This window comes from Stenotrophomonas sp. Steno-Z10-BAI (assembly GCF_056393115.1).
In genome coordinates this window covers 300,449-312,173 of the sequence record NZ_JBWJOZ010000001.1, presented here as the reverse complement: position 1 = coordinate 312,173, position 11,725 = coordinate 300,449, and the positions used below count along the sequence as shown (strand labels likewise).

Here is an 11,725-nt window from a genome sequence, read left to right as displayed (position 1 = left end):
GAACGCGCGGAAAACGCTCAACGTAGTGCGTTTCGACCGTAACATGAACTTAACGAAAATTGCATGGTTTCGTAGCAATCGCGATTTTCAGTCAGGTGCAGTCAAGGTTGTATAGTGGTGCGTCCCATTGTTGTGTTTCCGGAGTGCCCGCAGTGAGTGCCAGCCAGACGCGTCGTCCCCACGCCAGCCAAGTGCAGAAGGGGTTGTCGCCGCATCCGCGCATCCGCAACGTGATCGCGGTGGGGTCAGGCAAAGGCGGGGTCGGCAAGTCGACCACCGCGGTCAACCTGGCTGTCGCACTTGCCGCGCTCGGCGCGCGCGTGGGCCTGCTGGATGCCGATATCTACGGCCCCAGCGTACCGGCGATGCTTGGCCTGAGCGGTCGCCCGGAGAGTCCGGACAACAAGTCGATCGAGCCGATGCGCGCCTTCGGGGTGGAGACCATGTCGATCGGGTATCTGATCGAGGACGAGACGCCGATGATCTGGCGCGGTCCGATGGCGACCTCGGCGATGACGCAGTTCTTCAACGATACGTTGTGGGACGACCTGGACTATCTGCTGATCGATCTGCCGCCGGGCACCGGTGACATCCAGCTGACCTTGACCCAGAAGATTCCGCTGGCCGGTGCGGTGATCGTCACCACGCCGCAGGACATCGCCACGCTGGATGCGAAGAAGGCGCTGAAGATGTTCGAGAAGGTCGAGGTGCCGGTGCTGGGCATTGTCGAAAACATGGCCGTGCACACCTGCAGCAACTGCGGCCAGGTGGAGCATCTGTTCGGCGAAGGCGGCGGCGAGCGCATGGCTGCCCAGTACGGGGTGCCGCTGCTGGGCTCGCTCCCGCTGGAAATCGGCATCCGCGAGCAGGGCGATGCGGGCACCCCGATCACCGCCGCCGCGCCGGAATCCTCGGCCGCCCAGGCCTATCTGCGCGCCGCGCAGCGCCTGATCGAGGAAGTGGCCAAGCGCCCGCGGGCCAGCATTCCGATCCTGTCCTCGCTGATCTGAGCCGGGGCGGTCGCCGCAGTGGCCCCGCCTACGCGTGCCGGGGCAGGGGGGCTGCGGCATAATGGCGGGCCCGAACCGGCGCAGCCCAGGACCCCCTTACATGAGCATCAAGAGTGACCGCTGGATCCGTCAGATGGCCGAGCAGCAGGGCATGATCGAGCCGTTCGAAGCCGGCCAGGTCAAGCAGGCCAACGGCCAGCGCATCGTCAGCTACGGCACCTCCAGCTACGGCTACGACGTGCGCTGCTCGCGCGAGTTCAAGGTGTTCACCAACATCAACTCCACCATCGTGGACCCGAAGCACTTCGATCCGGGCAGCTTCGTGGACATCGTCGGTGACGAGTGCATCATCCCGCCCAACAGCTTCGCGCTGGCGCGCACCGTGGAGTACTTCCGCATCCCGCGTGACACCCTGGTGGTATGCCTGGGCAAGAGCACCTACGCGCGCTGCGGGATCATCGTCAACGTGACCCCGCTGGAGCCGGAATGGGAGGGCCACGTCACCCTGGAATTCAGCAACACCACGCCGTTGCCGGCGCGTATCTATGCCAATGAAGGCGTGGCGCAGATGCTGTTCTTCCAGGCCGACAAGGACGATATCTGCGAGACCTCGTACAAGGATCGCGGCGGCAAGTACCAGGGCCAGACCGGCGTCACCCTGCCGCGCACCTGATCATCCTGGGTCCACTGCCGCGTGACCGGTAGTGCCGGCCGCTGGCCGGCACCAGACAGCACACAGGAAAAAAGCGCGGATCACTCCGCGCTTTTTTTCCTTTCAGCCGTCGCCGGCCAGCGGCCGGCACTACTTGCCGCGGCCGAACAGCAACCCGATGCCGACGGCCACCAGGACCACCGGCCACCAGGTGAGGATCAGCTTCCCCATGTTCATGTTGGTCCAGCCCAGATTGCTGGCCAGCAGGAACAGGCCGACGAGGATCAGGACGATGGCGGCGACAAGGTTGGAACGCATCAGGGGCAGGGTCCGCTAGGGCTGGGGCGAATATCCTAGCCGTTCCTTCCAGTGTGCGACACGCTCGGCCAGCACCTGTGGATCAAAACGGTGTGCCTGCCCCTGGCCCCAGACCGGGCCCGGCCAAGCCGGATCGCCGACATGGCGCCCGATCACATGGAAATGCAGCTGGCGCACGATGTTGCCCAGCGAGCCGATGTTGATCTTCTCGACCCCATCCGTGCCTTTGAGCGCCTTGCACGCCCGGTTCAATTCGGTGCGTAGCTTGTCCTGCTGCTCGCCGTCCAGATCGATCCACTCGGTCACGCCGCTCAGGCGCGGGACCAGGATCAACCAGGGGTACCTTTCATCGTTCATCAAACGCACTTGCGATAACGGCCCTTCTGCCACCAGTACGCTGTCGGTGGCCAGGCGTGAATCCAGTTCGAACTCGCTCATCCAAGATGCTCCGCAAAGAAGTCCAGGGTGCGTTCCAGCGCCAGGTGGGCGCTGTCTGGATCATACGCATGTCCGACGCTGCGGTTGAAGGCATGATCGGCCGGGTAGACGAAGGTGGCCATCTGCGGCAGCTTCTCGCGGTGGGCTTTGATCGCCTCCGGCGGGATGCTCTTGTCCTGCGCGCCGAAGTGGAACATGACCGGCGCCTTGGGCGTCTCGTCCAGGTATTTCACGTTGCGGGCCCCGTAGTAGCTGACCGAGGGCAGGCCCAGGCGCAGCGCGGAGAGCAGGGCGATGCTGCCGCCCCAGCAATAGCCGACGGTGCCGACCCTGCCGGCCGGAGCCAGCCGCGAGGCGGCGGCCCGGACGATCTCCAGCGCCTTTTCGACCCCGAGCTCGTCGACCATGGCCAGGCCGGCGGCCACACCATCGCTGTCGTAAGGCAGTTCCGGCGGTTCGGTGCTGTCCGGGGCCGATTCGGCCAGATCGAAGAACGACGGGGCCAGCACCGCATAGCCCTTGGCGGCGTAATCGTCGGCCACCGCGCGGATGTGCGGGTTGGCGCCGAAGATCTCCTGGATCACCACCAGGCCCCCGCGCGGCTTGCCTTCCGGCGTCGCCTGCCAGGCGCGGACCGGTCCGTAATGCGTATCGAGTGTGATCCACTCACCCATGGTGCGAGACTCCCGTTGGTTCAGGCATTCATTATCGGCCCCGCGCGGGTTAGCGCGATGTCAGGGGGCATGCCGGATCTGGCGGGATCAGCCCGATCCGGTTCAGGGGCGCGGGCTGAACGCCGGTATACTTGCCGCCGTTTCCGGCCCCAGGTCCCCACGCCATTCCGGCATGGGCCCAGGCCCCCAGAGTCCTTGCGATCCATGTCCCAGCTGAACCCCAAAGTCGGCTTCGTCAGCCTTGGCTGCCCGAAGGCCCTTGTCGATTCCGAGCGCATCCTCACCCAGTTGCGGTCCGAGGGCTACGACATCGTTCCCTCCTACGACGCGGCCGACGTGGTGGTGGTCAACACCTGCGGCTTCATCGATTCGGCCGTGACCGAGTCGCTGGATGCGATCGGCGAGGCGATGAACGCCAACGGCAAGGTGATCGTCACCGGTTGCCTGGGCAAGCGCCCCGAGCAGATCCGCGAGGCCTACCCGAACGTGTTGGCGGTGTCGGGCCCGCAGGACTACATGAGCGTGATGGAGGCCGTGCACGCCGCGCTGCCGCCCAAGCACGATCCCTTCGTGGATCTGGTGCCCGACTACGGCATCAAGCTGACCCCCCGGCATTACGCGTATCTGAAGATTTCCGAAGGCTGCAACCACACGTGCAGCTTCTGCATCATCCCCTCGATGCGCGGCAAGCTGGTCTCGCGCCCGGTCGATGAGGTACTGCGCGAAGCCGAGCGGCTGGTGCGGGGGGGCGTCAAGGAACTGCTGGTGGTCTCCCAGGACACCTCGGCCTATGGCGTGGATGTGAAGTACGCCGAGCGCATGTGGCGTGACAAGGCCTACCAGACCCGCTTGAAGGCGTTGTGCGAAGGCCTGTCCGAGCTGGATGCGTGGACCCGCATGCATTACGTCTACCCGTACCCGCATGTGGACGAGATCGTGCCGCTGATGGCCGAGAACCGGATCCTGCCCTACCTGGATATCCCGTTCCAGCACGCCAGCCCGCGCATTCTCAAGCTGATGAAGCGCCCGGGCGCGGTCGACAAGACCCTGGAGCGCGTGCAGCGCTGGCGCCAGCTCTGCCCGGACATCACCGTGCGCTCGACCTTCATCGTCGGCTTCCCGGGCGAGACCGATGCCGAGTTCGAGGAGCTGCTCAGCTTCCTGGACGAGGCGCAGCTGGACCGCGTGGGCGCGTTCGCCTACTCGCCGGTCACCGGCGCGACCGCCAACGATCTGCCCGGTGCGGTGCCCGAAGAAGTGAAGCAGGAGCGCCTGGCCCGCTTCATGGAACGCCAGGCGGAGATCTCCGCCGCGCGCCTGGAGGCCAAGATCGGCACCGTGCAGCAGTGCCTGGTCGATGCCATCGAAGACGGCATCGCGGTGGCCCGTTCGAAGGCCGATGCGCCGGAGATCGACGGTCTGGTGCATATCCAGAATGCCGACGAGGCCAAGCTGCGTGTCGGCCAGTTCGTCGATGTCGAGATCACCGAGAGCGACGATCACGACCTGTTCGGTGACGCGATCATCGCGGCGGAAGCGCGCAAGCCGTTCGATCTGCAGGTGCTGTGAACGCAGCGGCGTCGACGGCCGATCACGGCGGTCGACGCCGCTTCATCGCTCCGCCGCGCGAGGCGGTGGATGCGGCCTGCTTCGCACAGCCGATCTACGCCGGGCTGGGCGACTTCCAGGACCTGATGCTCGCGCCGAACTGGCCCGCCATTGCATCGCTCGATGCACGCCTCGCGCTGCCGGACACGCATCTTGCCGAGCAGGACGAGGCGCTGCTGGCCGACGGCCTGCACTATGAAACCCGCATTGCCGAGCGCGGCCAGATCGCCACGCGTGCGGCCAACTGGCATGACCTGTTCAATGCCTTGATCTGGGCGCGTTACCCCGCCATCAAGCGCGCGCTCAACCGGCAGCAGTGCCGGCACATCGCGGCGATGGCGCCAGGGCAGCGCAACCGAGCGCAGGCCGCGTTGACCCAATTCGACGAGAGCGGCGTGATCGTGCGTGTGCGCGAACCGGCGCTGCTGCGTGCGTGGGACCAGCACGACTGGCAGGCGCTGTTCGGGGATGGGGCAGGGCTGTGGCGACGCGGCGACATTGCCGTCGCGGCAGTGATCGGGCATGCGCTGCTGGAGCAGGCCTTGGTCCCGGAGCGCTTGCTGGTGGGCAAGTGCGTGGTGGTGCAGGGCGATGACGATGCCGCCGCGATTGCCGTGGCTGCGCGGGCAATCGCGGACGGTGTGCTGCTCAATGATCCCTTGGAACTGCGGCCGTTGCCGTTGGCGGGGATTCCCGGGTGGCACGTCCACCAGGATGCGGCCTTCCATGCGCGGGCCGACTACTTCCGCCCGTTACGCGAGGGCCGTGCGTATCCCGCAGCGCTGGGGTGATTCCATGCGTGGATGTACTTCCTGTCAGCCGGGGTATGCCACCGACAGGATCGCGAACCCATGGCGGCCGCTGGGCAGCTCCACCTCGAACTCATCGTCCACGCGTTTCTTCAGCAGCGCGCGCGCCAACGGCGAATCGATGCTGATCCAGCCTGCACCGGCATCGGTCTCGTCCGGGCCGACGATGCGGTACACGTGGATGTCGCCCGAGTCGACATTCTCCAGCTCGATCGTCGCGCCGAAGAACACCGCATTCGGATCGGTCGGCGCGGTATCGACAATGCGCAGTGCTTCCAGCCGCTTGGTCAGGTAGCGCACGCGCCGATCGATCTCGCCCAGCTGTTTCTTGCGGTAGGTGTATTCGGCATTCTCGGAGCGGTCGCCTTCCGCGGCGGCGGCGGCCAGTGCCTTCACCACTTCCGGGCGCTTGTGACGCCACAGCTCATCCAGTTCGGTCTTCAACCGTTGGTGGCCCTGTGCGGTGATCAGGGCCGTGCTTTTTTCCGCGGGGGGACGCCAACGCGACATCAGGTCTGCTTGTGCTCTTCAAAAGGTGCCGCGCCACAGGGCGCGACACGAAGTATCAGCGTTTTCCGCCGAAAATACCGCCGAGCAGGCCACGCACGATCTGGTTGCCCAGCTTGGTGCCGACGGTGCGCGTGGTCTGCTTGGCCATGGTTTCGATCATGCCCTGGCGGCGCTTGGTGCCGAAGATCGCATCCTTGATGCTCTGGCCGAAGCCACCTTCCTGCGCCTCATCCTGCTGGCGGGTACGGGCTTTGGGTGCATCGGCCTGTTCGACGGTCTTCTGCGCGCGCTGCGCCAACAGTTCGGCTGCCGATTCGCGGTTGATCGCGGTGTCGTAACGGGTGCCCACCGGGCTGCCGGCACGCACCTGCGCACGTTCGGCCTCGGTGATCGCGCCCATCCGGCAACGCGGTGGCGCGATCTGGGTCTGCTGCACGGGCGAGGGAATGCCCTTGTCCTGCAGCGTGGACACCAGCGCTTCACCGGTCCCCAGCTTGGCCAGCGTGGCGGCCACATCCAGCTTCGGGTTGGGCACGAAGGTTTCGGCGGCGACCTTCACCGCTTTCTGGTCGCGCGGCGTGAACGCACGCAGCGCGTGCTGCACGCGGTTGCCGAGCTGGCCGAGAATGTTGGCCGGCACGTCATCCGGGAACTGCGAGCAGAAGTACACGCCCACGCCCTTGGAGCGGATCAGCCGGACCACCTGCTCGATGCGCTGCGCCAGCGCCGGCGGTGCGTCATCGAACAGCAGGTGCGCCTCATCGAAGATGAAGACCAGCTTCGGCTTCTCCAGATCGCCCACTTCCGGTAGCGTTTCGAACAGCTCCGAGAGCAGCCACAGCAGGAAGGTGGAATACAGCCGCGGCTTGAGCACCAGCTGGTCGGCGGCGAGGATGCCAATCACGCCGCGGCCATCGTGGTTGACGCGCATGAGGTCGGCCAGCTCCAGCGCAGGCTCGCCGAAGAACGCTTCGCCGCCGTCCTGTGACAGGCGCAGCAGCGAGCGCTGGATCGCCGCCACGGTCTGCGCGCTGACCAGGCCGTATTCGGTGGAGATGTCCTTGCGCTCCTCGGCGACCAGGCCGAGCAGGGCGCGCAGATCATCCAGGTCGAGCAGCAGCAGGCCGCGGTCGTCAGCGAGCTTGAACACGATGTCCAGCACGCCGGCCTGGGTATCGTTGAGTTCCAGGATGCGCGCGAGCAGGGTCGGGCCCATTTCACTGACCGTGGTGCGCACCGGGTGGCCGAGCTTGCCGTACAGGTCCCAGAACACGGTCGGGCTGGCAGCGGGCGCGTAGTCGGCCACGCCGAGGTCGGTCGCGCGCTGCAGCAGCGCCTCGGTCCCGGTACCGGGTACGGCCAGGCCGGACACGTCACCCTTCACATCGGCCAGGAACACCGGCACGCCGATCCGCGAGAAACCCTCGGCCAGCGTCATCAGGGTGACGGTCTTGCCGGTGCCGGTCGCGCCGGCCACCAGGCCATGGCGGTTGCCCAGGCGCGGCAGCAGGGTCACGGGGATATCGTCGGTGATGCCTTTGCCGAGCAGAATCGGATCCATGGTCAACTCGCAGTGTGAATAGGCGGGATTCTAAACGTCGGCGTTGGCCGGCCGGCAGACGGGTTGCCCCGATGCAAGCGGCGCGGCTACTCTGCCCCATCGTTCGCACACAGTGCCAAAAATGCCCGTTCCTGTCTTGCTTGTCCGTGGTTGGCCGCTGTTGGCCGTTGCCGCGATGCTGTCGATCGTCCCCGAGGCCCATGCCCAGCGCGTCTCCGCCCGCGACAAGGCCAAGGTGGAGGCGCTCGACCAGCGCATGACAGCCGCCGAGAAGCGCTACAACGCGGCGCTGGTGCTGGTGAACAATGCCGACCCCAAGGGCACCAACGAGGCCGACGCCGCGCTGGAGGACATGGAGGATGTGATCAGCGCCTGTGTGGCCCAGAAGGGCTGCCAGGTCAGCAACCTGCTGCCGACTTACAAGCGCCTGCTCAAGAGCAACGCCGACAGCCAGCAGGACAGCGAGGACGGCACGGCCATCGCCGACGGCACCCTGCTGGAGGCCGACCCGGACCATGTCGGCCCGCTGGCCGCCGATGTGCCCGAAGCGGCCCGCGCTGCCGCGCTGCTCAACGACAAGCGGCACGCCTTCGATACCATGGTCGAGTACAACCCGGCCGTGCAGGCCGGCATCCGCCGCTGGCTGACCGACATGCGTCCGGCGCTGCTCACGAGTTACGAGAACTACCAGAACCTGCGTGCGGTGATGTGGCCGGAGTGGGAAAAGCGCGGCCTGCCCGAAGCGCTGCTGTTCGGGATCATGGCCAAGGAATCCAACGGGCGCGTGCACGCCTCCTCGCGTGCCGGCGCCGCCGGGCTGATGCAGTTCATGCCCGCCACCGGGCGTCGCTTCGGGCTGGGCCCGGACGGCACCGGCTTTGATACGCGCTTTGATGCCCGCAGCGCGGCCGAGGCCAGCGCGACCTACCTCAACGAACGCATGCGCGAGCTCAACAACAGCGTCGAGCTGTCGCTGGCCGGTTACAACGGCGGTGAAGGCCGCGCCATCCGCGTGTTCCGCCAGTACCCGGGGCAGGGCTTCTGGACCGACAGCGTCTACAACCAGTTCCCGGGCGAGACCAAGGACTACGTACCGATGGTGATCGCTGCGGCGTGGATCTATCTGCACCCGCAGCAGTACGGCATGGAGTTCCCGAAGATCAGCGCGCAGCCGGCCACGATCCGCCTGGCCAAGTCGACCACGATCTACGAGCTGACCATCTGCCTGGGCAGCAGCGGTACCCGCGACGGCTACATGCGTGCACTGCGCAACCTCAACCCGCGCTATGAGGCCGACGGCTGGATTCCGGCCGGCACCACCATCAACGCGACCACCCGCATCGCCGGCCTGTACAACCGGTTCTGCGTCAGCGGCCCGCGCGCCGACCTGGCCCGCACCCTCATCACCGCCGACCTCAATGCGGCGATCGTGCGGCCTACGGCGGTCAGCTACACCGGCAACGTGGCGGTGGGCAGCGTGGTCCCGGTGGCCCAGCCGCAGGCCATGCCTGCGGTGACCCCGGCCGCGCCGGTAGCCGTCCCGGCCGCCAAGCCCAAGGCCAAGCCGGCCCGCAGTTACAAGGTCGGCAAGGGCGAGACCCTCGGCAAGATCGCCGCCAGGTTCCAGTGCGATGTGCCGACCCTGGCCCGGGCAAACGGCCTCAAGGCGCCGGCCTATTCCCTCAAGCAGGGCCAGAGCATCAAGCTGCAGGGCTGCGACAAGTAAGCCATAACCGGGTAGGCTCGCCGGCATCACGCCTGTGGCCGCCCGGCCCAGCACATCCATCGCAGCCTCGGCCACGTGCCGACGCTCACCGCAACACGCATACAGGACACCCAGATGGATATCACCGCAATCAACGAGATGTTCGCCAACATCCGTGAAAACACCGATTGGGACCTCAACGGCCCGATGCTGTGGGGCTACTTCTTCGTCAACACCACGCCGGAGCCGCTGCACGGCCTGGGCGAGAAGCTGGTCGAACTGGGCTACACCCTGGTGGAAGTGTTCGAGCCGGACCTTGAAGAAGGCGAAGACCCCTACCACGTGCTGCACGTGGAGCGCGCCGAGGTGCACACCGAAGCCTCGCTGGATGCCCGTAACCATGAGCTGCAGGCCCTGGCCGAAGCGAACGGCGTGGAAGACTATGACGGCATGGACGTCGGCCCGGTCGAGATCTGATCGGCGCGATCCGATCGAACCGGACACAACGAAAAACGCCCCGGGAAACCGGGGCGTTTTCATTGGTGCGGATCGCATGGTCTACCAGTAGTGCCGGCCGCTGGCCGGCTACCCGGAATACCTGCGATGCCGGCCAGCGGCCGGCACTACCGTCACTTCAGGGTCGCCAGCGCCTGCCCCAACTGCACCGCATGCTCTGCATCCAGGTGCGGCGCGAACTCGGCCACACCGGGCGGCAGCAGCACGATCACGGTCGAGCCGTAGTTGAAGCGCGCCATCTCCGCGAAGCGTTCCAGGGTGATGCCCTTGCCACGGTAATCCTTGCGCGTGATCGTATCGCCGTAGGCCGGAATCTCCTCGCCGCCCCACACCGTCTCCACGCCGGAGACCAGCAGCGCGCCGACCATCACCGAGACCATCGGGCCGAAGTCCGTATCGAAGTGACAGACCAGGCGTTCGTTGCGGGCGAACAGCCCCGGCACCCTGTTCACCGCGGCCGGGCCGACGCTGAACAACCGCCCCGGCACGTGCACGGTCTCGCGCAGCGTGCCGGTCCATGGCATGTGCACGCGGTGGTAATCCTTCGGCGACAGATACACCGTGGCGAACAGGCCGTGGTGGAAGACCTCGGCATCCTTGGCATCGCCCAGCAGCTCGGCGGCGGTGAAGGACTGGCCCTTGGCCTGGAAGATGCGCCCGTCCTCGATCTTGCCCAGCTGGCTGATCCGACCATCGGCCGGCATCACCAGCGTGCGCGGATCGGCATCGGCCACGCGCGCGCCCGGCTTCAACGCCCGGGTGAAGAACTGGTTGAAGGTCGGGTAGCTGCGCGGGTCCGGATTGGCCGCTTCAGCCAGATGCACACCGAACTTGGCGGTTACGGTGTCGATCAGCCAGCGCGAGATCCGCGGGTTGCTGGAATACGCCAGTCTGCGCGCCATGGACGACAGCAGGCGATGGGGCAGGGCGTAGCTCAGCGTGGTCATCAAACTCATGGGGCGGATTTCTCGGTCAGCAGTTGCAGGTCGCGGGCGATGGCCTGCGCTTGGAAAGGAGGGCGGATCAGACCGGCCAAGCGGCCTTCCGGATCCAGCACGGCCAGGCTGGCCGAGTGTTCGAGGGTGTAATCCTCGGGATTCTCATCGAAGTGCTTGCCCGGCACCTTCTGGAACACGAAGCCCAGCGAGGTGGCGAAACGCTCCAGCGAGGGCACATCGGCCGTCGCGGCCAGCGTGTCCTTATGGAACGCATGCACGTACTCGCCCAGCCGTGCCGGCGTATCGCGCTCGGGATCGACCGAAATGAAGACCAGCCGCGGGCGCAGCGTCTCGGGCAGGGCTTCCCACTGCTTCTGGGCCTGGGCCAGATCGGCCAGCGTGGTCGGGCACACATCCGGGCAGAAGGTGAAGCCCAGGAACACCAGGGTCCAGTGGCCCTTCAGCTCGCCCGGGATCAGCCGGGTGCCGTCGGACTGGCCCAGGTTGAAATCGGGCAGCGGGCGCGGCTGCGGATAGAAGGTGATCGACTCGGTGGCGGGGCGGTCACCGCCCGGCTTGGGCGCGAAGACCTTCTGCGCCACGACCAGCCCCAGCCCGGCGGCGAGGGCGATCAGCAGGATGATGCCGACATTGCGATTGAACATAAGGGCCCCGTCCCGGAAGTGGCCACCATGATAGAGGCAGCCACGCCGGATTGTCGGGAGGGGCGTCGGCACGGGTGGGTAAGAAGTGCCAAGTGCACAGCCGAGCATCGAAACCTCAGCGTCTGGGGCAGGGCACGGATTGCTGTTGGCGAAATGCCGAGCATGGCTCGGCACTACAAAAAACGCCTTCGATGCGTAATTCGTGCGCTATCGCCTTGGCCTTGGCTGTTCCCGAAAGAACCAACCCACTGTCAACGGCGTGGCGGGGGTGGGAGGGCGGGACCGTCAAGCGGCATGGATGCCGCTTGTCGAGCCCCCAGG

At 66.3% G+C, this 11,725-nt stretch carries 13 protein-coding genes; 6 read left to right on the top strand and 7 right to left on the bottom strand.

Annotated elements, in window-relative coordinates; translation table 11 throughout:
* Positions 1 to 152: 152 nt before the first annotated feature.
* Positions 153 to 1,010 carry an iron-sulfur cluster carrier protein ApbC gene (gene apbC / locus AC06E9_RS01610; RefSeq protein WP_183073681.1) on the top strand — a complete coding sequence of 286 codons (858 nt, stop codon included), beginning with the start codon at positions 153 to 155 and terminating at the stop codon, positions 1,008 to 1,010.
* Positions 1,011 to 1,110: 100 nt separating this feature from the next.
* Complete coding sequence (gene dcd, locus AC06E9_RS01605; RefSeq protein ID WP_088433273.1) at positions 1,111 to 1,683, top strand: dCTP deaminase; 573 nt, start codon at positions 1,111 to 1,113, stop codon at positions 1,681 to 1,683.
* A gap of 129 nt (positions 1,684 to 1,812) precedes the next feature.
* On the opposite strand, the gene AC06E9_RS01600 is transcribed toward dcd, so the two are convergent.
* The 3 genes from AC06E9_RS01600 to AC06E9_RS01590 are packed head-to-tail and all read right to left on the bottom strand — an operon-like array spanning position 1,813 to position 3,092.
* Positions 1,813 to 1,980, bottom strand: coding sequence for a LiaI-LiaF-like domain-containing protein (locus AC06E9_RS01600; protein WP_019182647.1), 168 nt, complete (start codon positions 1,978 to 1,980; stop codon positions 1,813 to 1,815).
* A 15-nt stretch (positions 1,981 to 1,995) separates the two neighbouring features.
* Entirely contained in the window at positions 1,996 to 2,418 is a 423-nt protein-coding gene (locus AC06E9_RS01595; RefSeq protein ID WP_121038502.1) for an HIT domain-containing protein, read from the bottom strand.
* On the bottom strand, positions 2,415 to 3,092 hold the full coding sequence (locus AC06E9_RS01590) for a dienelactone hydrolase family protein (RefSeq protein WP_478055375.1): 678 nt from the start codon (positions 3,090 to 3,092) through the stop codon (positions 2,415 to 2,417). Before AC06E9_RS01590 ends, AC06E9_RS01595 begins: the two co-directional genes overlap by 4 nt.
* A 204-nt stretch (positions 3,093 to 3,296) precedes the next feature.
* Between AC06E9_RS01590 and rimO the strand changes: the two genes are divergently transcribed.
* Together rimO and AC06E9_RS01580 are read left to right on the top strand one after the other, a co-directional pair.
* A complete protein-coding gene (gene rimO, locus AC06E9_RS01585; protein ID WP_121038495.1) occupies positions 3,297 to 4,661 on the top strand; it encodes a 30S ribosomal protein S12 methylthiotransferase RimO in 1,365 nt (454 codons plus the stop codon).
* A complete protein-coding gene (locus AC06E9_RS01580) occupies positions 4,658 to 5,491 on the top strand; it encodes a DUF3025 domain-containing protein (RefSeq protein ID WP_478055374.1) in 834 nt (277 codons plus the stop codon). The genes rimO and AC06E9_RS01580 overlap by 4 nt, the downstream gene beginning before the upstream one ends.
* 24 nt (positions 5,492 to 5,515) lie before the next feature.
* On the opposite strand, the gene greB is transcribed toward AC06E9_RS01580, so the two are convergent.
* Positions 5,516 to 6,019 carry a transcription elongation factor GreB gene (gene greB, locus AC06E9_RS01575; RefSeq protein WP_121038490.1) on the bottom strand — a complete coding sequence of 168 codons (504 nt, stop codon included), beginning with the start codon at positions 6,017 to 6,019 and terminating at the stop codon, positions 5,516 to 5,518.
* Positions 6,020 to 6,074: 55 nt separating this feature from the next.
* The gene (locus AC06E9_RS01570) at positions 6,075 to 7,580 is read right to left on the bottom strand and encodes a helicase HerA-like domain-containing protein (RefSeq protein ID WP_478055373.1); all 1,506 of its coding nucleotides are present in this window, start codon (positions 7,578 to 7,580) and stop codon (positions 6,075 to 6,077) included.
* A 121-nt stretch (positions 7,581 to 7,701) separates the two neighbouring features.
* Here AC06E9_RS01570 and AC06E9_RS01565 point away from each other — a divergent pair, with 121 nt between their 5' ends.
* Positions 7,702 to 9,306, top strand: coding sequence for a transglycosylase SLT domain-containing protein (locus AC06E9_RS01565; RefSeq protein WP_478055371.1), 1,605 nt, complete (start codon positions 7,702 to 7,704; stop codon positions 9,304 to 9,306).
* Positions 9,307 to 9,420: 114 nt separating this feature from the next.
* Positions 9,421 to 9,762, top strand: a complete 342-nt coding sequence (locus tag AC06E9_RS01560; protein ID WP_121038480.1) for a ribonuclease E inhibitor RraB — start codon at positions 9,421 to 9,423, stop codon at positions 9,760 to 9,762.
* A 152-nt stretch (positions 9,763 to 9,914) separates the two neighbouring features.
* On the opposite strand, the gene asd is transcribed toward AC06E9_RS01560, so the two are convergent.
* Both asd and AC06E9_RS01550 read right to left on the bottom strand, forming a co-directional pair.
* Positions 9,915 to 10,757 carry an archaetidylserine decarboxylase gene (gene asd, locus AC06E9_RS01555; RefSeq protein ID WP_152154413.1) on the bottom strand — a complete coding sequence of 281 codons (843 nt, stop codon included), beginning with the start codon at positions 10,755 to 10,757 and terminating at the stop codon, positions 9,915 to 9,917.
* A complete protein-coding gene (locus tag AC06E9_RS01550) occupies positions 10,754 to 11,404 on the bottom strand; it encodes an SCO family protein (protein ID WP_121038474.1) in 651 nt (216 codons plus the stop codon). The genes asd and AC06E9_RS01550 overlap by 4 nt, the downstream gene beginning before the upstream one ends.
* Between the last annotated feature and the right edge of the window lie 321 nt (positions 11,405 to 11,725).